Source organism: Pusillimonas sp. NJUB218 (genome assembly GCF_003788685.1).
In the GTDB taxonomy this organism is placed as follows: domain Bacteria; phylum Pseudomonadota; class Gammaproteobacteria; order Burkholderiales; family Burkholderiaceae_B; genus Neopusillimonas.
This window is the reverse complement of the sequence record NZ_NQMK01000001.1, coordinates 71,986-96,336: the sequence shown is the minus strand read 5'-3', so window position 1 is coordinate 96,336 and position 24,351 is coordinate 71,986. Positions and strand designations below refer to the sequence as shown.

Below are 24,351 nucleotides of genomic sequence, written 5' to 3'. Positions count from 1 at the left end.
ATGAGCACAAATGTACTGACGCAATTTTTGGGTGAACTGCTAAGCGGCAAGATCAAGATGGTTGATCTGACCGAAACCCTGACCCCGGACTTCCCCACGATTCAGCTGCCGCCCGAATTCGGTCAGGCCTGGCCGTTTCGCATTGAAGAAATCTCGCGCTACGACGAGCGCGGGCCGGCCTGGTACTGGAACAACTTCTCAATGTCCGAGCACACCGGCACGCACTTCGATGCACCGGTGCATTGGGTCAGCGGCAAAGACCAGCCCAACAACTGCGTCGACACCATCCCGCTCGACGCCTTCATTGCCGAGGCCTGCGTCATCGACTGTTCGGCCCAGGCCGCGCAAGACCCCGACTTCCTGCTCACCATCGACTTCGTCGAGCAGTGGGAAAAGCAACACGGGCGCATCCCCGAGCGTGCATGGGTATTGATGCGTACCGATTGGTCGAAACGCGACAAGCCCACCGACTACCTGAACATGCAAGACGACGGCGGCCACTCGCCTGGCCCCGACGCCCAGGTTGTCCCGTGGCTGATCAAAGAACGCAATGTGCATGGTTTCGGCACCGAATCTGTGGGCACCGATGCAGGCCAAGCCGCCCATCTCGACCCACCCTACCCTTGCCACTACTACATGCACGGCAATAACCGCTATGGGCTGCAATGTCTGACCAATCTTGATCAGCTCCCGGCAAAAGGCGCACTGATTTTCTCCGCCCCGCTTAAAATCCGCAGCGGTTCGGGTAGCCCATTGCGGGTCTTGGCCCTGACGCCCAACACATAACGATAACTACGGAGCACACCCCATGAATACGCAATACACCGCCGTCGTCACCGGCGGCAGCGCTGGTATCGGCCTGGAAATCGTCCGCCAGATGCTCGACGCAGGCTACGAAGTCATTTCGATGGCACGCCGCGAGCCCGAGCTGTCTCACCCCAAGCTGAAAACCGTCAAGGTCGACCTGCTTGACGCCAACGCCACCATTCAGGCCAGCAATGAAATTGCCAAGGCGCACGGCGTGACGCATGTCATCCACAATGCTGGCGTCATCTGGCCCAACCTGTTGCCCGACGTCACGCAAGACGAGCTGCACGGCCTGACGCAAATCCACCTGGGCGCAGCCATTGCGCTGGTGCAGGCCTGCCTGCCGCACATGGAGTCGATCAAATTCGGGCGTATTGTCATGATGTCTTCACGAGGCGCCTTGGGCCTGCCCACCCGCACAGCCTACTCGGCCACCAAAGCAGGCATGGTCGGCATGACGCGCACCTGGGCACTAGAGCTTGCCGCCAAAGGCATCACCGCCAACGTGGTCGCACCCGGCCCCATCCAAACCGATATGTTCTACGATGTGGTCGAAGCGGGCAGTGAACGCGAAGCCAACATCGCCAAGGGTATCCCGGTGCAACGCCTCGGTCGCGCCGACGACGTCGCGCGCGCCGTCATGTTCTTTTCCGATCCGGCCAACAGCTTTATAACCGGCCAGACACTTTATGTTTGCGGTGGCGCGAGCGTCAGCTCGATCACCATTTAACGGGCCCAGGCCCACGTCCCTTCCGGACAAACCGTTTCACGGAGAATAAAAAACTATGATGATCAAGAAACTGGTAGCACTGGCCGTTCTGGCCGCCATGGGCACTGCCCCCGCATTCGCGCAGGTCAAGGTCGGCGTTGTGTCGTCGTCCACAGGCCCGACGGCCCTGATCGGCATCTCGCAAAAAAATTCTGTCCCCCTGTTGCCCACCAAAATGGGCGACCTGACCGTTGAGTACATTTCGCTGGACGACGCGAGTGACCCAACCCAGTCGGTCACCAACTTCAAAAAACTCATTACCGAAGAAAAAGTCGACGCACTGATCGGGCCGTCGGGTTCACCCAATGCCATGAGCGTGATCCAGTTTGCAGCCGAAGCGCAAACGCCCATGCTGGCACCGGTAGGCACGGCATCGGTGGTCTTGCCCATGACCCCTGAAAAGAAATGGGTCTTCAAAACCACCCAAAACACCGACATTATTGCCAGCGCCCTGGTCGACCACATGGTTAAAACCGGCGTAAAAACCGTTGGTTTCATGGGTCTTAACGACGCTTATGGCGAAGACTGGCTGACCGTATTTGGCAAAATGGCCCAAGACAAGGGCATCAAACTGGTGGCCACCGAACGCTACCAGCGTAACGACAGCTCGGTCACCGGTCAGGCACTTAAAATTTACGCCGCCAAACCCGATGCCGTCCTGATCGCCGGTACAGGCGCAGCCGCTGTACTGCCGCAAACCACACTGGTCAAACAAGGCTACAAAGGCCAGTTCTACCAAACCCACGGCGCCGCCTTGCCCGCCTTCCTGAAACTGGGTGGCAAAGAAGTCGAGGGCACGATTCTGGCCGCCAGCCTGATGCTGGTACTGGACGAAATCCCGGCGACACACCCCTCCAAGGCCATTGCCGAAGACTACATCAAGCGCTACGAAGCCATGCACGGTCAAAAGCCTGCGACGTTTGGCGCCAACGTGTACGATGCCGGCCTACTGCTGGAAAAGGCAGTGCCTGTTGCAGCGGCCAAAGCCAAACCCGGCACACCCGAGTTCCGTATTGCCCTGCGCGATGCGCTTGAGCAAACGAAAGAGCTGGTGGCTACCCAGGGCGTCTACACCATGACCGCCGAAGACCACAGCGGCTTTGACGAGCGCGGCCGTGAGCTGATCACCGTTAAAGATGGCGAATGGCGTCTCGTGAAGTAATGCAGACAACGTCTGTCGGCCTTCGGGTCGAATGACGTCAACTCGGCTGCTCCCAAGGGGGCAGCCGATTTTTTATGCGGTTACGCGGCAGGCCCCGGCCCCGCGCAAAAGCGCATTAAAGCGCCAAATGAGATGAGCATCACCCAAAGTCAAAAAACCAATGTCCTGCTGCTGGCCGGGGGCCAGGGCCTATTCACTATCGTCACCATCACCATCATGACGCTCAGCAGCGTCATTGGTCGACAACTTGCGCCATGGCCAGAGTTGGCGACATTACCGGCGGCCATGATGATGTTCGCGACGGTGTTGACGACGTTGCCGGCGTCCTTGCTCATGAAGCGCATCGGGCGGCGACGTGGCTTTATCATGGGCGCCATCAATGGCGTCATTGGCGGTCTGGTTTGTTTTCTGGGTGTCGCCACGGCATCATTCGCCCTGTTCTGCCTGGGCAACTTCTTTATTGGCTTGTACCAGAGCTTTGCCATGTACTACCGCTTTGCGGCGGCCGACGTCACCACGGCCGAATTCCGCAGCCGGGCCGTGTCTTATGTCATGACGGGTGGGGTCATCGCAGCGGTTCTGGGCCCTATCAATGCCCGCCTCACACTCGACTGGGTGCCTGCAGTACCTTATGGCGGCCCATTTTTGGTGATACTGGCGCTGTCGTTGCTGGCCGCTTTCCTGGTCAACCAGATCGACATGCCCGAACCCGATCTACAGGCGAACGCTGCGCCGCCTGCCGCAGCGCGCCCCCTGCGTGTCATCGCCACGCACCCAGGTTTTATTCCGGCCGTGCTTTGCAGCAGCATTTGTTTTTCGTTCATGGCGCTGTACATCACCGTCACACCGCTGGCCATGAAAGACCTGGGTTTCAGCATGACCGATATCGCCGTCGTGACGCAAACCCAGGTGCTGGCGATGTTCGGCCCGTCATTCATTACGGGGGCCCTGATCGCGCGCATCGGCTTAAACCGCATTCTGTTCAGTGGCGTTGTATTGATGACGCTCGCCGGGCTTATTGGCGCGTTCAGCGATGCAGCACTGCCCGGCTACATCGCCTCGCGCCTGGCACTGGGCCTGGGCTGGAACTTTTTGTTTGTAGGCGGCGCCGTCTTGCTGTCGACCACACACAACGCGGCCGAGCGCGGCAAAGTACAAGGTATCAACGACCAGGCTATGTTCATTCTGGTGACCATAGGCTGCCTGGGCGCAGCCACCTTTTTAAGCGCGCTAGGCTGGCGCAACCTGAACCTGGCCGCTATTGCCCCCGTGCTGCTGGTTGGCGCGGCGCTGACCAGAATGGTAATGCAACAGCGCCGCCTTACCCTTTAAGACACGGCACCGAAACCGCCGCCACCGGGCGTCGCTATTTCAAAACAATCGCCAGCATTCAACTGAGCGCTGTCAGCATGACGCAAAGTTTCGACCTGGCCGTCAGCCCGGATTACCCGGCTTTCACCGCAGGCCCCCGGCGCGCCGCCTTGGGCCCCGAACGCGGGATGCGTCCAGCCATTGGCCAGCAGTGACACCGTCATGGGCTCGAGGAAGCGCAGTGTACGCAAACCGCCGTCGCCCCCATGCCAGCGCCCCAGCCCGCCCGAACCGCGCCGGATTTCGTAACGTTCGAGACGAACCGGGAACCGCAGTTCAAGCACTTCCGGGTCAGTCATGCGCGAGTTGGTCATTTGCGTCTGCACGACCGAGGTGCCATTAAAGCCGTCCACGAGGCGCCCGGCCTCGTCAAAGCGCCCGCCAGCACCCGAGCCACCCGACACCGTTTCGTAGTACTGGTAGCGATCGTTGCCAAACGTCACGTTGTTCATGGTGGGCTGGCTACCGGCATTAACGCCCAACACGCCATACAACGCGTTAGTCACGCAGGTCGAGGTCTCGACGTTACCCGCCACCACCGCAGCCGGATACCCCGGGTTAAGCATGGAATTGGCTGGCACCACCAACGTGAGCGGCTTCAGCCCACCCGCGTTGATGGGGATGTCTTCGTCGATCATGGTGCGGAACACATACAGCACCGCCGCCGTCGTCACCGCTTGCGGTGCGTTGAAGTTATTGGGCAACTGCGGCGACGTACCGGTGAAGTCAACTATCGCGCTGTTTGTCGCGTGGTCGATCGTCAGCTTCACATGAATGACAGCGCCGTTATCGAGCTGCTGCGTAAACTCGCCGTCGCGCAAGCGCGCAATGGCGCGGCGTACCGAAGCCTCGGCGTTATCTTGAACGTGCTGCATGTAAGCATGCACAACATCAAGGCCAAACGCGTCAACCATCTTCAACAGCTCTTCGCGCCCTTTTTCGTTGGCCGCAATCTGTGCGCGCAAATCGGCCAGGTTCTGGTCGATGTTGCGAGCGGGGTAACGTGCGCCCGCCAAAAGCTCACGGAACTCCGTCTCGCGCAGGCGCCCCCCCTCGACCAGACGGAAATTGGTGATGAGCACACCTTCTTCTTCAATGGTGGTGGAGTTGGCCGGCATGGAGCCCGGCGTCAGGCCGCCGATATCGGCATGGTGCCCACGCGAACCAACGTAGAAGAGAATATCCCGGCCTTCGGCATCAAAAACAGGGGTCACCACCGTTACATCGGGCAAGTGCGTACCGCCCGCATAAGGGTTATTCAAGACGTAGACATCGCCGGGGCGCAACTGCCCTTCATTGGCCTGCATGACGGCCCGGATGCTGGCGCTCATCGAGCCCAAATGCACCGGAATATGCGGCGCATTAGCCACCAGATCACCCCGGGCATCGAAAATCGCGCACGAAAAATCCAATCGCTCTTTGATGTTCACCGAGTAAGCCGTGTTCTGCAAGCGGTAGCCCATCTGCTCGGCAATCGACATAAACAGATTATTGAAGATCTCCAGCATGACCGGGTCGGCCTGCGTGCCAATGGCATAACGTTTGGGGCGCGGCACCACACGCTCAAGCACAATGTCGCCGCGCGTCGTCAAGCTGGCTTGCCAGCCGGGGTCGACCAAGGTGGTGGCATTAGCATCAGTAATGATTACCGGCCCATTCAGCACATCGCCCACACGCAAGTCTTCACTGCGATACAAGGGGCAATCGTGCAGGGCATCTTCAACATGAATTTGAACGGTATCGAAAGGCGTCAGTGGCGTTTCGGTCGCGCGCGGCTCGCGGGCAACCCCCCCGGACGCCTTGTCGGATTCATCGCCAATGGCCTCGGCCACCGCCGACTCAATTACCAGACGGCGGTCGGGCATCAGGAACGAGAAGCGCAGCGAGTATGCCCGTTCAAAAGCCTGCTTCATGGCCAACGTGCTGTCGAGCGTTACCGGCAGCGCCGTATCGGTGCCCTCGTAGCGTAAATACAGGCGGCGCTCGATACGGATGCAATCAGCCGCCACCCCTTGCGCCAGCAAGTCGTCGCGCGCTGCAGCCGCCAGGTCATTCAACACCAAACGCGCATCATCCTCGCCGGCTTCATCCCAGATCTTTTCTACAGAGCGCTCACGGATGGCGTTGGCTGCAGCCAGCCCCATGCCATAGGCCGACAGCACACCGGCCAGCGGGTGTACCAGCACCCGTGGCATAGCCAGCGCATCGGCCACGCGGCAGGCATGCTGTCCACCCGCACCGCCAAAGGTCGTCAAGGTATAACGCGTAATGTCATAGCCGCGTTGCACCGAAATTTGCTTGATGGCATTGGCCATGTTCGACACGGCGATGTTCAGGAAGCCTTCGGCTAATTGCTCAGGTGACGTCGCAGCACCCGTTTTTGCAGAGACTTCGGCCGCCATTGCAGCAAACTTGCGACGCACCACGTCGACGTCGAGCGGCTGATTGGCATTGGGGCCAAACACCGCCGGAAAATGTCGCGGCTGTATACGCCCCAACATGACGTTGGCGTCTGTGACCGTTAAAGGGCCGCCGCGCCGATAGCATGCCGGCCCTGGATTGGCACCGGCCGACTCGGGACCCACTCGCAAGCGGGCGCCATCGAAATGCAGAATCGACCCGCCTCCCGCTGCCACGGTGTGAATGCTCATCATGGGCGCACGGATGCGAACGCCCGCCACCAGCGTATCGAAAGCCCGCTCGTACTCGCCTGCATAATGCGAGACATCGGTCGAGGTGCCCCCCATGTCGAACCCGATGACACGATCAAAACCCGCCGCATGCGATATACCGGCCATACCCACAATACCGCCGGCCGGGCCCGACAATACAGAATCTTTACCTTGAAACGCGTGGGCATCGGTAAGGCCGCCGCTAGACTGCATGAACTGCAGGCGCACCCCAGGCAAAGCAGCCGCGACGCGGTCAACATAACGACGCAACACCGGCGACAAATAGGCGTCGACAACTGTGGTGTCGCCCCGCGCGACATAACGGATCAGCGGAGACACTTCGTGGGACACGGACACCTGCGTAAACCCGATAGTGCGGGCCAAATCAGCCAGACGCGTCTCGTGCATGGGGTTCTTGTACCCATGCATCAATGCAATCGCCACCGCACGTACGCCCTGGTCGTACACCTTGCGCAAAAATTGCTCGGCCTGATCATCATCAAGCGGCGTAACCACCTCACCAGAAGCATCCAGACGCTCGTCAACTTCAATAACTGATTCGTACAACAATTCGGGCAGAATGATTTCACGATCGAACAGGCGCGGACGATTTTGATAAGCAATGCGCAGGGCATCACGAAACCCGCGCGTCACTACCAGCGCCACCCGCTCGCCCTTGCGCTCCAGCAAAGCGTTGGTGGCCACCGTGGTGCCCATTTTCACCACATCAATGCGGTCAGCCGGAACCGGCTCGCCGGGCGGCACGCCGAGCAAACGCCGAATCCCCTCAACAGCCGCATCGTCGTATTGCTCAGGGTTTTCGGACAACAACTTGGCGGTGATCAGTTCGCCGTCGGGGCGTCGCGCCACCACATCGGTAAACGTACCGCCACGATCAATCCAGAACTGCCAGCGCCCCTTGTCGGCCGGGGTCGGCCCTTGGGCGCTCATAGCGACGAGGCTGCACGGGCAGCCTGATCGTAAAGACCTGACAAAGCGCGCAAGCGCTCGGCCATGCGCGACAACTGATCGGCATCGGCCAGCTCGCCCTCGACGGCCGGCAACAAGCAGCCGGCGCGTACATCGCGGAACCGGTCCAGCATGGCCGCCCCGTCGTCTGTCACGGTGTAGAACATTTCTTTGCCTACCTTCTCGCCGGCTACCAGGCCGGCGTTCTGCAATTTTTTCAACGAATAGGTAATCACGTAAGTGTCTTCGTAGTTCAACGTAAAACAAATATCAGCCAGCCGCTTGGCGCGTTGACGATGATAAACATGGTGCAGCACCAATACATCGGTGACGGCCAGGTCGTGCCCGCCGGCGGCGCGCATGCAACGCACCACCCAGCGCGAAAACGCGTTGTGGCAAACGATCAGGCCGAACTCAAATTCGGACAACGATGCATGCGGCCCTTCGGCCAAATGCGCAGAAGACAGAATACGCAACGCAGACGTCGGAACGCGTGCTCGCCCGTCATTCATCGGCCGCCTCCAGCCGCTCTTTTACAGGTGCAATCTCGGACACCAGGTCGCGAATACGCGCCTTATTGTGCAACGGCGCTACGTCGTGCTCCGAACCGGGTTCCATGCGAGCCAAGCAGGCGTACACGACCTTACCATCCAATTCCATCATGCACTCTTTGCAGGCGTTGGCGTTAATACAGGAATACCGAAACGCCAGCGTATCGTCCAAATGCTCACGCACCCAACGCAGGCCGTCAAGCAACGAACCCGTCGCGCCCTCGGGCAACTCGAAACGCTCAACGCGCGACTCGCCGCCGCCCACACCGCGTTGAATATTCAAAAACACCGATTGTTTAAGGGCTTCTGTCATGGTTATCTCGCTATGCAATTAATCATTGGCAACATCATGGACCGCATCACTGTTGACGCCATCTGCCCATACGTCGCGCATCTATTCACTTATCCCGCCACGCCTGCCGGAGCCGTTACGGCGTGCGTATCATCCAGGCGTTCGATCGAGCGCTGCGTCAGCACCCAGCGGCCCTCACGCCAGACCAGCATCTGGTTCAGCACCCAGGCATCGTCCATCGCCGGGAAGTCTTCACGCTGATGCGCGCCACGGCTTTCGGTACGCGCCAACGCACATTGCGTTACGGCTTCTGCGACCATCAGCATATTGCGCAGATCAAGCGCGTCGATCTGCACGGGGTCTTGCGGGCCATCGCCCCCCGCAACCGCGTCGCCCACTTCGGCACGCATTTGTGCCAACGCCTGCTGGGCTCGCTCAAGGCCCTGCTTTGTACGAAACGGCCCGACATCACTTTGCATAATGGCTTGCAAACGGGCAATTTGCGCCGCAACGTTGGGGCGCGTCGTCGTGGCGCTTCCTGCGCCCGATGACGTGGCCTCAGACGGCGTCAGCAATGCTTTAACAACGGGTTGCGCCAAAGCATCGACAACGTCGGCACCGACCCTGTCTTGGGTCGCGTTGTAGGCTGCTGCCGTGCGGCCCGCCTGCAAACCAAACGTAATGGCCTCGGTAATGGCATTGCCCGACAACCGATTGGCGCCGTTAGCGCCCCCAACAGCCTCACCAGCAGCCAGCAGCCCGGGCACGTCGGTTTGCATATCGACATCGACCTTGACGCCGCCCATGTGATAGTGAGCGATAGGCGCCACTTCGATGGGCCCTTTGGTCAGGTCAATGCCGTTGGCGGCAAGCTTGTCAATGATTGGGCCAAAAGCCTTGCGCAGCTCGGCCTCGGGCACGTGCTCGAAGCTTAAGTACGCACCACCGGCGGGCGACCCGCGCCCCGCCTCAACCTCTTTAAGAATGGCGTAGGTGGCTGCATCGCGCGTGACGGTATAACCCTCTTTCTCGGCCTGATGCCCGTATTTTTCAACAAATTCCTCGCCCAGCCCGTTCAAGAGCCGGCCGCCCAGCTTGTATCGGAACGGGTCCCACATAATGGGGTCGAACCCCACTAGGCGCGGCGCCAAATGGCCGATCGGGAAAAACTGAACGAATTCCATGTCGATAAGTTGCGCGCCGGCTCGTGCGGCCAGCGCGTAACCATCGCCCCCCATGTTCAACGACGCGCTGTTGCGCTTGTACAGCCGGGTCAACCCCCCGGTAGCGATAATGACTGCGCCGGCACGTATGACCAGCACGTCTCCCGTCGTCAGGTGCAAGGCCACTGCACCCACCACGCGCCCGGCATGTACCACCAAATCGACCACCAGAATGTCGCCCAGGCGCTCAATCGCGTCGTTCTGGGCCACCTGGGTGCGCAATGTCTTAGCCACCGCCGGGCCGGTATTGAGGTAATCGACGTAAACACAGCGCGGGCGATCGTGGCCAGGCGCATGCGCCTGCACCATATGCCCGTCGGCGCGTGCCCAACCCGTGCCCCAGTCGTCCATCAAACGGATGGCATCCACACCTTTCTCGCACAGCAAGCGCGCCAGTGGCTCGCTACACAAGCCCCGTCCAGCTTTAAGCGTATCGGCATAGTGATAACGCCAGTCATCGGGCACCTGTTCGCCCAGCGCAACCGCGACCGTCATTTGCGCCATGATGGTCGCACCACCTCGACCAATCAGGCTGCGATCGACCAGCATGACATGCTGCCCTGCCTGCGCTGCAGAAATGGCGGCACTCATCCCGGCGCCCCCGGCACCAACGATGAGTACGTCGGTATCAAGATGTCTGATTTTTGCTGAACTCATGCTGCCCCCAAATATGCTTTTTGAACCATGAGGTCGGCCGACAGATCGGCAGCAGCCCCGGTCAGAACGACATGGCCGTGCTGCAGAACATAAGCACGATCAGCCAGTTCAAGGGCAATACGCGCATTTTGTTCAACCAGCAAAATGGTTTGCCCCGCCGCTTTCCAGCGAAACAAAACCTCGTAGACCATATCCACGAACTTTGGCGACAAGCCCATCGAGGGCTCGTCGATACAAATCAATTTGCCGCGACGCAGCCAGGCGCGGCCCAGCGCCAGCATCTGCTGCTCGCCGCCCGATAACGTGCCTGCTGCCTGTCGCCGACGCTCGGCCAAACGGGGAAAGGTGTCAAACACCTCGGCAAGATCGCTACGGATCGCGTCTTTTTCTTGCCGACGTGGATACGCCCCCATCAGGAGGTTTTCGTACACCGACATTTCAGGAAAGACACGCCGCCCCTCGGGCACACTGGCGACCCCTAAATCAATAACTTCAGGTGACGACAAGCCCTGAATTTCACGACCTTCGAGCACCACACGGCCACGCGACGGCGAGACCAGGCCCAACACGGTTTTAAGCGTCGTGGACTTGCCCGACGCGTTGCCGCCAAGTACAGACACCACTTCGCCGCGCCCGACCTGCAAACTGACGCCGAACAGCGCCTGCACAGCGCCGTAGTGGACATCCACGTCATCCACCACCAAGAAAGGCGAAATCGAAGAAGAATTTTGCTCAACCAAGATGTGCATCCGATGAATTGGCGCGCCGCTGGCGCCCCAGATAAGCTTCGACCACCTCCGGGTGATCAAGCACGTGATCAGGATCGCCTTCAGCCAGAACCTCGCCCTGATTGAGCACAATGACCCGATCGGCCACTTTTCGCACCAGCGACAGCTTATGCTCAACAACCAACAGCCCCAACTCGGGTCGCAGCTCACGCAAGGCCAGCAAAAGCTCAGTCAGTGCTGCGGTTTCTGTGGGATTCATACCCGCCGCAGGCTCATCCAACAAGATGAAATCGGGCTGCGCCACCAAAACACGGGCAATTTCAAGGCGACGCCGATTCGCATACGACAAGCTGAACGCCGGTTGGTCGCGACGCGGCCAAAGACGATCACCAAACATTTGAAGCGTTTCACGCGCAAGCTCTTCTTGTGCGCGGCGGCGCTCACGCCAGGCCGGCGTATCGAACAGCGTAGCCAGCAGCTCGGTAACCGGGTCGGTCAGCCGCCCGCTCGGCCTGCGCAGCATCGGGGCCTGGGTACCCAGCATGACGCTATCCCATACCGACAGCGCCGGAAAAACGCGTGATGTCTGGAAACTACGACCCACACCCAAGCGGGCGATCCGTTCAGGAGGCAAATTGTCGATGCGCCGGCCGTTCAGGGAAATGCGCCCCGACGATAAACGATCGACTCCGCTGATCAGCTGGATGAGCGTTGACTTGCCCGCACCGTTTGGGCCCACCAGAGCTAGTGTTTCGCCCGGGGCCAACGTAAAGCTGACCTCGGTGACCGCGCGCACACCACTGAAATGACGAGACACACGATCGAGATGTAATCCGCGACTTGGTGCCATCAGCGTGCTCCTAACAAACCATGAGGACGCCAGCGCAGGGCCGCCAGCAATATCACCCCGTAAACAATCATTCGCCACTCGGCAAACGGGCGCAAGAGCTCTGGAATCAGCGTCAAGACAAAACCGGCCAATGCAGCGCCCGTCAGGTTGCCCAGCCCCCCAAGCACTGCCATGGTCAACAGCAGCATCGAGACCTGCACGTTGAAGCTGTCGGGCGTAATGACACTTTGAACGTAAGCAAACAAACCACCCGCCGCGCCGGCCATGGCGCCCGACACCGCAAAGCCCAGCATCAGGTAGCGCCTTACCGGCAGGCCTGCGGCATGCGCCGCCAGACGGTCTTCGCGAATGCCGCGCCATACCCGGCCAATATCACTGTTCAGTATGCGCTGGCCCACGAACAGTAACACCGCGACCACCAGCGCCACCAACCAGAACTTCTGCCCAATGGCCGACAGGCGCAACCCGCCCAGCAGCTCGAAAGTCGGTGCAGGAATATTCAGGAACCCCATGGGGCCGCGCGTGACCGGCAACCACGTCATGAACACCAGAAAACCAATTTGACCAATAGCCAGCGTCCCCAAGGCAGCCGTGTGACCGCTAAGCTTGTACAGCGGCAACGACGCCAGCGCCGACACGATCGCGGTGATGACGATCGCGGCGGGCAAAGCGACTTCTGTGGGCAAGCCATAGGTATGCCCCAGAACCGCGACGGTATAGGCCCCTACGCCATAAAACGCCGCATGACCAATAGACAATACCCCCATCGAACCCGACACCAGCGTGACGCTGCCCGCGAGCAACGCCAGAATCATGGCGTACACCACGGCCTGCAAGATATAACTGCTGTCTATGACGAAGGGCAGCAAACACAGCCCCGCACCCACCGCCAGAAACCCCCACGGGGGAATGTCTCGGACACGATAGGCCGCGCGCTGACTGGAAGACGACGCCAGCAAACTGGTACTTGGCATAGCGCCCGACGCGCCGCCGGCACCGCCCAGGGCATCGAGGCGACGATCACCCAACAACCCTTGCGGACGAAACAACAAGAACACCAGCAATAGCGAAAACGCAACCAGATCGCGGAACCCCTCGCCGATATAGGCGCTGGCCAACGTCTCGACCACCCCCAGCATCAAACCGCCCAGCACCGCACCCGGAATACTGGTCAACCCACCCAGCAAGGCCGCCGCAAAACCTTTCAGGCCAAACGGCAAGCCCATGGCCGGGAACACGCTTTTAAAGTACAGGGCGACGAGGATCCCGCTTAAGGCGCCCAACGCGCCCGCCAACCCGAAGGCCAAGCGTCGGACATCGCCCGTACGCACGCCTAACTGGGCGGCGGCATCGCGGTCTTGCGCAGTAGCGCGCAAAGTGCGCCCCATCCAGGAGGCGCGCAAAAACCATGTCAGGGCCAAAGCCGCTAGGCCGCCAAATACAAAAATCAGAATATCGGTGCTGGTGATGTACGCACCGCCGATAAACAACGTGAATTCTTCATAGGGCACCGGAAAAGCCTGGCCCTCGGGCGACCAGATAATCTCGGCCAACTGGTCGATGATGATGCTGATCGCCAGTGTTGACAGCACCGGCGCAATAAATGGGCCGTTTTCAAGCGGGCGCAAGGCTACCCGCTCAAGCAGCATACCCAACACGGTCACCAACAACACCGAGGCTACGGCAGCCACCGGCAAAGGCAACCCTAACCAAACCACCCCGGTAAACGCAAAAAATGCGCCCAACATGAACAGGGCGCCCTGCGCGAAATTGATCAGGTTCGACACGCCAAACACCAGGCTGAAGCCCAATGCAATAAGCGCATAAACCTGACCAATGGCCAGGCCGTTAAGTATTTGACTAAAAAACAGTTCGATCATGTCGTGCGCCATGAAAAGAGCCAGGGCAGCCCCGAAAAGAGTCTGCCCCGGCCCGAAAGATGTAATGCCTTAGAACAACTGGAATTGACCATCGCGCACAACAATGAATGTCGGCGCCTTTTTCACATTGCCGAATTCATCGTATTTGGTCACGCCGGTTACCCCTTTGTATTCCGGTCCATTAGCCAGTGCCTCGCGCACGGCCTCGCCGGTCAGCGGCTTGCCCGAGCGGATCACACTACGCACAGCTTCAAGACCTACGCCGATGGCGTCGTACGCCAACGCGGCGAACTGGTCGGGATTACGGCCATATTTAGCTTTGTAAGCATCAACAAACTCTTTTTGGGCAGGGTCGCCGGCAAAGAAAATAGAGTGAAGCACAACGCCCTCGGCCGCCTTACCCGACAGCTCGATAAATTTGGGCGAAGTCAGCGGAATACCGCCACCCACCGGAACGTCGATGCCCGCCTGGCGCAATTGCTGAATAAAAATCGAAGCTTCTTGGTAAGGCAAAGCCAGGAAAACGCCTTCGGGGTTCAAGGCCTTGATCTTGCTGATGAAAGGACGGAAATCGCGCGAACCCGGCTGAACGCTTTCAAGCAACAACACTTTGCCGCCAGCCTTTTCAATAGCAGCAGCAGTCGCCTTACCGGTATACACGCCCCAATCATCTTGCGAATAAGGAATAACGACGGTATTGGCCTTCAACTGCTTTTGAATGGTGTCGGCGTTATATTGGGCCAGCACATCGTCGGTGTTGTTTTGCCGGAACTGGTAGGGGCTTTGCTTGCTGAAGTCAGGATGCGAAGACGTTGGGCTGATTTGCGGGATTTTGGCTTCGGTAAAGATAGGGGCCGCAGCCAGCGATGCCGTTGTCGACCAGGAACCAATGGCCAGCACCACATCAGGGGTATTGGCAATCTTGCGCGCTACGGTCGCAGCTTCTTGAGGTGAGTTGCGGTCATCTTCGATGATCAGGTTAACGGGGCGCCCCTCGATACCGCCCTGGGCCTTGACCTGATCCAGATACAGCTCGATGGCGTTTTTGAAACTGGTGCCGTATTCGGCAAAGTTACCCGACAAGTGGGAAAAGAAACCGATATTGATGGGTTCGGCGGCCATGGCCGGGCTGGTCAGGAAGGCGGGCAACAAAGCTGCCAGAGCCAGAGAGCGTAAGGAGCGCATGATAGGACCTCGTTAAGATTTGAGTCTTTATAATCTTAACGTTTAGTTAGTAAATTGCTAACGTATTATAGGTAATAAGCAAATAAAAAAAGGCCACCGCCTAGGTAGCCTTTTTGCACGACGGTTACCAGCACCCACCCGGCAAGCTTGCCGGGCGGTGCCGGCAAAAGAAAACACCATTAACTGCCAGGCAATTCGGAAATGCGTCGCTCCAAAACACTTAAATCGTCGCGTAACTGGCGAACAACCTCGCCTATTGAGCCGTCGCGCAACTGACGCTCCTCGACCCGCAGCACTGAGTTCATAGCTAAATCGACAATTGTTTTGACAACATCGTCAAACCCAAGCGCACCTTTGGGATTGAACCACCATGCACCCCAATTACACATACCGATGATCGCAAATGCAGCGACCTTTGCGTTCACGTTGCGAAACTGGCCGGTTCGAATACCTGCGTCTATCGCTGCGGAGAACCTTTCAAGCACCATACGTCGGGATGCTTCCGCCTTCTTTTTTATAGACGGAGATAACTGCTCCTCGTTACGCTCAACCACGCGAAACTGAAGAGGATTCGCCAGAATCAGACTGGCGTGCTGGGCGACCAACTTTCGCAGCGTTTCCTCTGGGTCTGCGTGCTCGGTTGTCACACCAACCGCCAATTTTGCCGCCATTTCAGTAATTCCAGATGTCAACTCGCGAAGAATCGCTTCTTTATTACGAAAATAATAATAAATGGCAGTTCGAGTCACCCCCATGGCTTCGGCAATGTCGCCCATGCTGGTCCCCTGAAAACCCCGCTGAATAAACAGTCGCGACGCCGCCTCCATGATCGAGTCTTGCAGCAATTCACGACGAACGGTCTTTTGTGGCGAGTTCACACTGCGGGCCATAGAACACTTTATTGGTAATTAAAGGCTGAATTATAGGTGAGCAACAAATACCCTGAACTAGGGAATTCCACTATATAGATAAATTTTTCACACATTAGTCAAATTTGTCGATAGAATAAAAAAAAAGGAGCTACCTTATGAGTTCAAGCACTCTTCCAAACAATAACGACGCCCAAAAAATAACTGCCGGCTTTCTGAATACCGACTGGACGCCACGCGAACTGCCCGCGGGCACAACCACGCAGAACATCGTGCTCAGAACACGAGATGGGGCGGCTACCGGCGGCGCGCTGTATCAGCCCGCGCACAAGTCCGACACGGTCGTCTGCATCATGCACCCACGCGAGTTCATGGCTTGTCATTACCTCATTCCGGACATCACCCAAGCTGGGTATGCCGCATGGTCGCAATGGCCCAGGTCTGTCGGCAACGACCTGCGGCTGGAACATGAAATTGCCCTGTTCGATGTGGCCGCAGCTATGGAACGCTTACGTACCGAAGGCTTCAAGCGCATTATCTTGTTGGGAAACTCAGGTGGTAGCGGTTTGTATAGCCTCTACATGCAACAGGCCTCGCTCAATCCAGCTGCGCGCATTCTCAAAACGCCAGGTGGACGCCCTACCCACCTAGATATACTCAACATGATTCAGGCTGACGGCCTGGTACTCGTTGCCCCCCACCCCGGCCAAGGCGCCTTGCTTATGGGGTGCATTGACCCGTCGATCACCGACGAAGACGACGCGTTCTCGACTGACCCGACACTAGACCCTTTTAGCCCTGAAAATGGCTACGACCCAAAAACAAAATCAGCGCGTTACAGCCCTGAGTTCGTAAAAAAATACCGCGAAGCACAGGTTGCACGAGTCAACCGCCTGGACAACCTTGCCAAGACATTAATCGACGAAAGGATGTCAGCGCGCGCGCGCCTCAAAGCAGGCGCAGCAGGCAAGCGGGACAAGCAACTGGCCTCACATAGCCAAATCATTACCATCTGGAGAACGGACGCCGACCTAAATTGCTTCGATCTTTCACTTGACCCGTCAGACCGAAAGCTGGGCTCGCTCTGGGGCAACAACCCTCTGGTCTCCAACCTAGGGTCGGTCGGTTTTGCACGTCTGTGCTCCCCTGAAAGCTGGCTGTCGACATGGTCAGGCCTGTCTTCAAATGCGCTGCTCGAAAAAACCGCCCCCGCGATCACGCAACCAACCCTACTGATCGAATACACCGGCGACCAAGCGTGCTTTCCAAGCATTATCAAAGAAATCTACGACAGTTTGGGGGCCAGCAACAAATCCCACGAGCGTGTCCGCGGTGACCACCACGGCAGGTCGCTTACACCCGACGAAGAACCCGGCCGCTACCAAGCGGGCCGTTTGATTTGCAATTGGCTAACCGCCAACTTCCCACAATAAAGCCATACGAACACCCCCTCGGGCTGCCCGGGGGTGATAAGGACCATCATGAACACAATACAGGCCACCCCCCGCCTCACGCTCAAAGGCGTAGACCATACCGCCCGCCCCACCTGGAAACTCAAAGAGACTGTTGAGTTCTACCGCGACGCACTTGGCCTGCCCCTGATTCACACCATTTCGGCCAGAGGCTGGGGCCCAAGCACGCACCCCGATTTTCTCCATTTCTTTTTCGACAGCGGCAAAGGAAGCACCATCGCGTTCTTCTACTATCTGGGCACGTCAGAAGCACCAGAAATAGCTTCGCGCCGCTATACAAAACCTTGGCCTGAAGACTTCGTTACAGACGCCACACACACCGCTTGGCAAGTCGACTCAGCGGAAGAGCTACATGCCTGGAAGCTACGCTTGCAAGAAAAGGGCGTCGATGTCTCGGTAGAAACTAAACACGAAGTAATCGAATCCATCTACTTCCGCGACCCCAACGGCTATTTTCTGGAGCTGACACTTAAGTTGCGCCCACTGCTGCAACGCGACGCATACGATGCGCAACTCACCATAGAGGCCGCCATCGAGCTAGAGGCCGAGCGAAACGGCATCCAAAATCTGAGCGCCATTGACGAGGTCTGGCAACGCAAAGCTAGCAAGCTGCTGAAGGTCGATGCTGATGCCAAGCGAGTCAGATTGCCAGTACTTAACGTCAACGAATTTTCTTCATTGGTCGATGCCGCAAAAGCCTTACCCGGCTGCACAGTCTCCGCCATTAATGATGATTATTGGCTCATCGAAGCCGACCAAGCCATCGAGTTCGGACGTAAAGCGCTAGGGCTAAAGCCGGCGGTATGGTACGGGCTTTTCACGGGCGGACTGGGAGGAAGAATCACCCGATTCGACCGAGACACTGTTCGCATCGAACCGTAAGCGGCTTACGGAGGAGACATGCATAAAATCAACAACCAAATTCCTGGCGTTACTTATCAAACCGACGCAAAAGCGGCCTACTACCTTGAAAAGGGGGCATGGCTCAACAGCACCGTCGGCGACTGCATTCGAACCACCGCATCCCATCACCCGAACCGGTCTGCCTTCATCTCTGACGAACGCACCGTCGACTTTAAGACGCTTGACGAAGAAACCGAACGGCTCGGTGCAGCACTGTTAAACCTGGGGCTTGTCCCCGGAGATCGAGCTATCTTCCAGCTCGGCACAACCATTGAAACCGTTATTGCTGTGTTGGCCTGTTATAAGGCCGGCATCATCCCGGTATGTGCAATTCCTCAGTACCGCGAAGTTGAAATCGGTGCATTGACCCAAAAAAGCAACGCGCGCGCTCATTTTGTTCAAGCAGACTTCGGCCAGTTCGACCTTGTCGCCTTCGCAGGCCAACAACGGCAGGCATCGCCCAGTATGGAACACATTATTGTGGTCCGAGGCAACGCCCCCGAGAATGCGGTGAGCATGACGGCCCTGATCAATGACATCACCCTTGACAAGGCCAGAGCTAGGCTGGCAAAAGTGTCGATTGCCCCTCGTGATTTGCTGAGCTTTCAACTATCAGGCGGCTCGACTGGTTTACCGAAAATCATCCCCCGGTTTCATGCAGAATACTTGGGGCACAGCGCCAACTGGGCAGCACACTACGGGGTAGACATATCATCTCGAGTGATTTGGTCGCTGCCCATCATGCACAATGCTGGCCAACTTTACGCTCTCATGCCGCCATTGCACATGGGTATCACAACGGTACTAATGCCCAAAGTCGACATCAAGCGCATGCTTGAGCTCATAGAAACGCATAAGGTTACCCACGGCATTTCGATTGGCCCTATCGCGCCCCAACTAATTGCCTACACCGATCTAAGTCAACACGACTTATCGTCGATGAAATTATTTGCGACCATGAGCCGCGCCGAGTCTTTGGAACGGCACATTGGCGTGCCCTGCTCAAACCTATATGGAATTACCGAGGGCCTGCTGATGGGGAGCGACGCCAGCGTGCCAGCACAGGCACGCCACACCACTCAAGGCCGCTCTGTCAGCGATTTAGACGAATTCAAGCTACTGGAACCTGAAACGAATAACCCGGTTGCCCTAGGCCAAATGGGGGAGTTCTGTTTCCGAGGCCCCTCAAGCTTGTTGGGCTATTACGGCGACCCTGAGGCAACAAAAAGCACTCTTACTGAGGACGGCTTCGTCCGCACTGGCGACATGATGACGGCCCATAAAATTAATGGCCACACATATTATGCTTTCGAAGGTCGCTTACGAGACAACATCAACCGAGGCGGAGAAAAAATCGGCTGCGAAGAGGTTGAAGGCTTTATCAGCCGACACCCCTCTATCGCAGACGCCAAGCTCGTTGCGATGCCTGACCCGGTATACATAGAGAAAGGTTGCGCTTTCTTAATCCTGCGCCCGGGCCAGACCGCTCCCAGCGTTGTCGAGCTGGCGACATACCTGACAGACCAAGGCCTGGCGAAATTCAAGTGCCCCGAACGCATTGAAGTCGTTACCGAGTTTCCAATCACGCGCGTCGGAAAAGTCGACAAGGCTGTGTTACGAGCCCAGATTGCAGCGCAGCTTCAGGCTGAGCAAACCAAAGCCAAAGGTGAGTGCACATGATCAGCACAGAACACGTCATTGCTGACACACCTTTCACGGTGAGAAGAATCGTCAAATGGGGGCAATGCGACCCCGCCGGCGTCGTCTACACCGTGACATTCGGGGAATATGTCATATCGACTGCAGAACTCTTTTATGCCCATTTGATGGGTCAGTCGCCCCAAAGAGGAAAAGACCAGCACGATTTCGGCACGCCCACTCGGGCACTGAGCTTTGATTTCCAAAGATCACTGCGACCAGACGACCAGTTCGACACCATCGTCACTATTGGCGAGATACGCAACAGTACGTTCGAAATAGTCATGACCGCAATAAACGAAGCTCTAGAGACCGTGTTCATCGCCCGCCTTACCCCCGTTTGCGTCTTTAGAGAGGAGCGCAAGTCACGCCCACTTCCTACCTTTCTGCGAGAGGCGCTGGAAGCCTACAAAGCCAGAACACAAACCGTTTGACCCGCCTTACAACAACCCGGAGACAAAACATGAATCAGAAACTAAAAATCGTTGTTGCAACATCTCTTACAGCATTTGCACTTCAAGCCCACGCCGCCGATAAAGTCAAGCTTGGCTTTATTGCTGCGCAAAGCGGCCCCTTGGGCGTACTGGGAGCCGAGCAGAAGCGCGGCCTGGATATTGCCTTGGAGCAACTGGGCAACAAACTGGGTGGCCGCGATATTGACTTATACACCGCTGACTCCCGCGCGACACCAGGTGTGGCGGTACAAGAGGTATCCAAACTCGTTGACAAAGACGACGTAGACATTATTACCGGCGGAACGGCGTCTAACGAAATTATGGCTATTGTGAAGCCAATTGCGGCCGCCGGACTAACGCTTGTTGGCACTAATGGCGGCCCTTCTCCCTTGGCCGGGAAAGACTGCTCGCCGGCCTACTACAGCGTCGCGTTTCAAAATGACCAATGGAGCGAAGGCATGGGCGCCTATATGTCGGCGCAAGGCATCAAACGCGCCTACTTCATCGGCATGGACTACCAGGCTGGCTGGGACCACGTTGGCGGTGCAGAACGAGAATTCAAAGGCGAATCGATAGCCAAAGTATTTACACCGCAAGCGCAGTTGGACTTTTCCGCGGAGTTAGCCCAAATCAGGGCGGCGAAACCTGACGGTGTATTTGCTTTCTATCCTGGTGGTGCCGCCATTGCATTCGTAAAGCAATACGCGCAATCGGGGCTCGATACTCCTCTCTTCTCGAATGCTGGCTTAGTCGACACATTGTTCCTGCCCTCATTTGGTAACGATGCTGTTGGCGTGGTGATTTCCAGTCACTACAACGCTGAACTAGATAACGAGGCAAACAAAAAATTCGTGCAAGGCTTCACCGCGAAACATGGTCGTCCCCCATCGTCGTATGCGGCTTCTCAGTACGACGCAATCATGCTGCTAGACAAAGCAATTGGCCAACTTCCCGCAGGAAAAATAGATCGTAAAAAGCTGCAATCGATTATCGCAAACACCGAATTTCCGAGTGTTCGCGGCAACTTCAAGTTCAACAATAACCATATGCCCATTCAGAACATTTACGCGCAACGCGTAGACAAAGACAGTAGTGGCAACCTTGTCTTGAAGCTCGTCAGCACGGCGGCGGAAAATGCCGGAGACCGATACGCTGCCGAGTGCCCGATGAGCAACTAAAAAGGGCGAACGATGACATTCTCCATTATGTTGGAGCAGCTTTTCAACGGCTTTCAATACGGCATGCTCCTGTTCCTCATGGCCATCGGCGTCACGCTGGTTTTTGGCGTTATGCGTCTGGTGAACCTTGCACATGGCTCAATGTTCATGGTGGGGGGATACCTAGCCAGCACAGTGTTACAAGCAACCGGCTCGTTCTGGATTGCCGGGGTTACGGCGCTGCTGGGTGCGGCGATACTGGCCATCATTCTGGAGTTGTCGATCGTTCGACCGCTTTATCAACGCGGCCATCTAGACCAACTGCTGGCGACCTTCGGGATCACCCTGACACTAAACGAACTCGTGGTTTTGATCTGGGGTCGGGAACCCGTTTTCGTCAAGGTCCCCGAACTTCTAAGCGGCCACACTGATGTTTTCGGTTTCCCGTATCCAGCTTACCGCCTTGCGATCACGGGCGTAGCAATACTGACCGGACTCTTGCTGATGTGGCTGGTAACCCGCACAAAATTCGGGATGCTTGTCAGGGCCGGCGCAGACAACCGGACCATGGTTGCCGGCTTGGGAATCAACGTCACACTACTTTACACACTTGTATTTGCTTTGGCGTCGTTACTTGCAGCGCTTGCAGGAATGATGTCCGGACCACTTATTGCGATGCAGCCCGCCGTGGGCGATCCCATCCTTATCCTGACACTCACTGTGGTTTGCATTGGCGGGTTTGGATCCTTAAAAGGCGCCTTCGTCGCATCACTTCTGGTAGGCATGCTTGACACCTTCGGTCGAATTTTTGCACCCCAGTTACTGGGGGCGGCCGGTAATACGTTGGCCAACATGCTTGTCTACATCATTATGGCGGCGGTTTTATTTTATCGACCCGCAGGGTTGTTCGCCAGCGCAGGAAAACATTAATGAACGCACTTAAAGTTTTAAACGCGCGCAGATCCTGGCTGCTGTGGCTGGCTCTAGCGCTCACGCTGTTGCTACCCCTTACGGGCGAGCTCTATTACGTCAAGCTGTTGACACGCATCCTAATATTCGCAATTGCCGCGCTAGGCCTGGATCTACTCGTGGGCTATTTGGGCCTGGTCAGTTTCGGTCATGCCGCATTCATGGCCATTGGCGCATACACCGTGGGCATACTTGCAAGCCAGGGCGTGACATCAGCATGGTTGGCGTGGCCTTTGGCAATATTGTTCGGCAGTCTGTTTGCGCTCGTTGTCGGAGCGATTTCATTGCGATGCAGCGGGCTTTACTTCATTTTCATCACTCTGGCTTTTGCCCAAATGACGTTCTACGCGGCGCAAAGCTTGCGCAGTTATGGTGGTGACGACGGGTTTGCACTAGATGCGGCAAATACCCTTGCCCCGGGCATCAGCGTGTCGGACCCTATCATCATGTTTTATGTTTCTGCCGCAATCTTGTTGGCATGCCTTTACCTTTGCAAACGTTTGGTCAAGGCCCCATTCGGCAAAGTCGCCATTGCCTGCCGCGATAACGAAACTCGCCTGGCTTGCGTAGGCATAAACCCATTGCCATACAAGCTACTTATGTTCGTTATCTCTGGCGCTATCACCGCAATTTCAGGAGCCCTGCTCGCCAACCTGACCAGCTTCATCAATCCCGGCTATACCTCTTGGATTGTCTCGGGGGAGCTTCTGGTCATGGTGATTTTGGGCGCAGTCGGCACATTGATTGGCCCCATACTTGGCGCGGCGGTATTTGTTGGGTTTGAACACGCCCTCTCAGATATCACTGAGCACTGGATGCTTATTTTCGGCCCGCTCATTATTATTCGTGTGCTCTTCATGAAGAACGGTATCTACGGCATTTTCCAAAACAAGACTCGTGAAAAAAAGCCGCAACACGCCAAGCCTGCCGAACAGGGGGTTTCACCATGAACCACGCTTTGCTAAAGCTTGAAGACGTTCGAAAGGCCTATGGCGCTCTTGCCGTTACCGACGGCGTCAGCCTCTCGGTTAACCCCTCAGAAATTCATGGCCTCATCGGACCGAACGGGGCAGGTAAAACGACGCTGGTTGGACAAATTTCAGGGCTTATCACACCCGATTCTGGCCGAATTTTTTTTAAAGATTCAGATATTTCCAGCGTCCCGGCATCATCGCGCACACGTATGGGCATGGGTCGTTCTTTTCAAATTACCAGCATTTTCGGCAGCATGAGCGCGTTGGAAAATGTCGCGCTGGCTGTTAAAGCCAAGCAGGGGCATTGCTTCCAGTTCTGGAAGGCAGCGAATCAATACCGCGAAGTCCAGAACACAGCAGCTCACATTCTTTCAACTGTTGGGCTAGGCGGGTTGGAGAACACCCCGTGCGACGAGTTGGGGCATGGCGAGCTACGACAACTCGAGTTAGGAATTGCACTGGCGGCCGAGCCCAAACTTCTTGTTCTTGACGAGCCTATGGCGGGCCTTAGCCCTGTAGAAACCCGCCAAATGGTTGAGCTGCTGACAAAGTTAAAAGCAAGCTACGGCATTTTATTGATTGAACACGACATGGATGCAGTATTTGCACTTGCTGACCGAATTTCAGTTTTAGTTGCTGGTAAGGTCGTTTTTACAGGCACTGCCGAAGACGTACGCAACAGCGAACTCGTTCAACGTGCCTATCTCGGAGACGACGATGAGTAACACAACGGGTGCG

General features: G+C 57.1%; 21 protein-coding genes. 12 read left to right on the top strand and 9 right to left on the bottom strand.

Annotated features, from left to right (window positions below; translation table 11 throughout):
* The 4 genes from CHR62_RS00455 (at position 1) to CHR62_RS00440 (ending at position 4,070) form a co-directional block, all read left to right on the top strand.
* Positions 1-786 carry a cyclase family protein gene (locus CHR62_RS00455; protein ID WP_093969966.1) on the top strand — a complete coding sequence of 262 codons (786 nt, stop codon included), beginning with the start codon at positions 1-3 and terminating at the stop codon, positions 784-786.
* A gap of 22 nt (positions 787-808) precedes the next feature.
* A complete protein-coding gene (locus CHR62_RS00450) occupies positions 809-1,537 on the top strand; it encodes an SDR family NAD(P)-dependent oxidoreductase (protein WP_123659646.1) in 729 nt (242 codons plus the stop codon).
* Between the two features lie 55 nt (positions 1,538-1,592).
* On the top strand, positions 1,593-2,738 hold the full coding sequence (locus CHR62_RS00445; protein WP_123659645.1) for an ABC transporter substrate-binding protein: 1,146 nt from the start codon (positions 1,593-1,595) through the stop codon (positions 2,736-2,738).
* Positions 2,739-2,870: 132 nt separating this feature from the next.
* Positions 2,871-4,070, top strand: coding sequence for an MFS transporter (locus tag CHR62_RS00440; protein WP_123659644.1), 1,200 nt, complete (start codon positions 2,871-2,873; stop codon positions 4,068-4,070).
* On the opposite strand, the gene CHR62_RS00435 is transcribed toward CHR62_RS00440, so the two are convergent.
* The 9 genes from CHR62_RS00435 to CHR62_RS00395 all read right to left on the bottom strand — a co-directional run bounded on the left by CHR62_RS00435 (position 4,067) and on the right by CHR62_RS00395 (position 16,006).
* Positions 4,067-7,732 (bottom strand): hydantoinase B/oxoprolinase family protein, encoded by a 3,666-nt coding sequence (locus CHR62_RS00435; RefSeq protein WP_123659643.1) that lies wholly within the window; start codon positions 7,730-7,732, stop codon positions 4,067-4,069. The genes CHR62_RS00440 and CHR62_RS00435 overlap by 4 nt on opposite strands.
* Positions 7,729-8,262, bottom strand: a complete 534-nt coding sequence (locus CHR62_RS00430; RefSeq protein WP_093969971.1) for a winged helix DNA-binding protein — start codon at positions 8,260-8,262, stop codon at positions 7,729-7,731. The genes CHR62_RS00435 and CHR62_RS00430 overlap by 4 nt, the downstream gene beginning before the upstream one ends.
* A complete protein-coding gene (locus tag CHR62_RS00425; RefSeq protein WP_093969972.1) occupies positions 8,255-8,614 on the bottom strand; it encodes a 2Fe-2S iron-sulfur cluster-binding protein in 360 nt (119 codons plus the stop codon). The genes CHR62_RS00430 and CHR62_RS00425 overlap by 8 nt, the downstream gene beginning before the upstream one ends.
* An 89-nt stretch (positions 8,615-8,703) precedes the next feature.
* Complete coding sequence (locus CHR62_RS00420) at positions 8,704-10,473, bottom strand: FAD-binding protein (RefSeq protein WP_123659642.1); 1,770 nt, start codon at positions 10,471-10,473, stop codon at positions 8,704-8,706.
* Positions 10,470-11,213, bottom strand: coding sequence for an ABC transporter ATP-binding protein (locus CHR62_RS00415; RefSeq protein WP_370318023.1), 744 nt, complete (start codon positions 11,211-11,213; stop codon positions 10,470-10,472). Before CHR62_RS00415 ends, CHR62_RS00420 begins: the two co-directional genes overlap by 4 nt.
* Positions 11,206-12,051: an ABC transporter ATP-binding protein gene (locus CHR62_RS00410; RefSeq protein ID WP_233574773.1), complete on the bottom strand. Its 846-nt coding sequence runs from the start codon at positions 12,049-12,051 to the stop codon at positions 11,206-11,208. Before CHR62_RS00410 ends, CHR62_RS00415 begins: the two co-directional genes overlap by 8 nt.
* Positions 12,051-13,931 carry an ABC transporter permease gene (locus CHR62_RS00405; RefSeq protein ID WP_093970093.1) on the bottom strand — a complete coding sequence of 627 codons (1,881 nt, stop codon included), beginning with the start codon at positions 13,929-13,931 and terminating at the stop codon, positions 12,051-12,053. The genes CHR62_RS00410 and CHR62_RS00405 overlap by 1 nt, the downstream gene beginning before the upstream one ends.
* 69 nt (positions 13,932-14,000) lie before the next feature.
* The gene (locus CHR62_RS00400) at positions 14,001-15,116 is read right to left on the bottom strand and encodes an ABC transporter substrate-binding protein (RefSeq protein WP_123659640.1); all 1,116 of its coding nucleotides are present in this window, start codon (positions 15,114-15,116) and stop codon (positions 14,001-14,003) included.
* Between the two features lie 179 nt (positions 15,117-15,295).
* A complete protein-coding gene (locus CHR62_RS00395) occupies positions 15,296-16,006 on the bottom strand; it encodes a TetR/AcrR family transcriptional regulator (protein WP_123659639.1) in 711 nt (236 codons plus the stop codon).
* Between the two features lie 137 nt (positions 16,007-16,143).
* On the opposite strand from CHR62_RS00395, the gene CHR62_RS00390 reads away from it, so the two are divergent.
* From CHR62_RS00390 to CHR62_RS00355, 8 genes are read left to right on the top strand one after another with little or no spacing between them, the layout of a single operon-like run.
* Positions 16,144-17,418, top strand: coding sequence for an alpha/beta hydrolase (locus tag CHR62_RS00390; protein ID WP_123659638.1), 1,275 nt, complete (start codon positions 16,144-16,146; stop codon positions 17,416-17,418).
* 48 nt (positions 17,419-17,466) lie between these two features.
* Positions 17,467-18,339, top strand: coding sequence for a VOC family protein (locus CHR62_RS00385; protein WP_123659637.1), 873 nt, complete (start codon positions 17,467-17,469; stop codon positions 18,337-18,339).
* Positions 18,340-18,357: 18 nt separating this feature from the next.
* A complete protein-coding gene (locus tag CHR62_RS00380; RefSeq protein WP_123659636.1) occupies positions 18,358-20,040 on the top strand; it encodes an AMP-binding protein in 1,683 nt (560 codons plus the stop codon).
* Positions 20,037-20,492 carry a thioesterase family protein gene (locus CHR62_RS00375; protein ID WP_123659635.1) on the top strand — a complete coding sequence of 152 codons (456 nt, stop codon included), beginning with the start codon at positions 20,037-20,039 and terminating at the stop codon, positions 20,490-20,492. Before CHR62_RS00380 ends, CHR62_RS00375 begins: the two co-directional genes overlap by 4 nt.
* A 29-nt stretch (positions 20,493-20,521) precedes the next feature.
* Positions 20,522-21,691 (top strand): ABC transporter substrate-binding protein, encoded by a 1,170-nt coding sequence (locus CHR62_RS00370; protein WP_123659634.1) that lies wholly within the window; start codon positions 20,522-20,524, stop codon positions 21,689-21,691.
* 27 nt (positions 21,692-21,718) lie between these two features.
* Positions 21,719-22,600, top strand: a complete 882-nt coding sequence (locus CHR62_RS00365; RefSeq protein WP_233574772.1) for a branched-chain amino acid ABC transporter permease — start codon at positions 21,719-21,721, stop codon at positions 22,598-22,600.
* Entirely contained in the window at positions 22,600-23,589 is a 990-nt protein-coding gene (locus CHR62_RS00360) for a branched-chain amino acid ABC transporter permease (protein ID WP_123659632.1), read from the top strand. Before CHR62_RS00365 ends, CHR62_RS00360 begins: the two co-directional genes overlap by 1 nt.
* Positions 23,586-24,338, top strand: a complete 753-nt coding sequence (locus CHR62_RS00355; protein WP_123659631.1) for an ABC transporter ATP-binding protein — start codon at positions 23,586-23,588, stop codon at positions 24,336-24,338. The genes CHR62_RS00360 and CHR62_RS00355 overlap by 4 nt, the downstream gene beginning before the upstream one ends.
* The last annotated feature ends 13 nt before the right edge of the window (positions 24,339-24,351 follow it).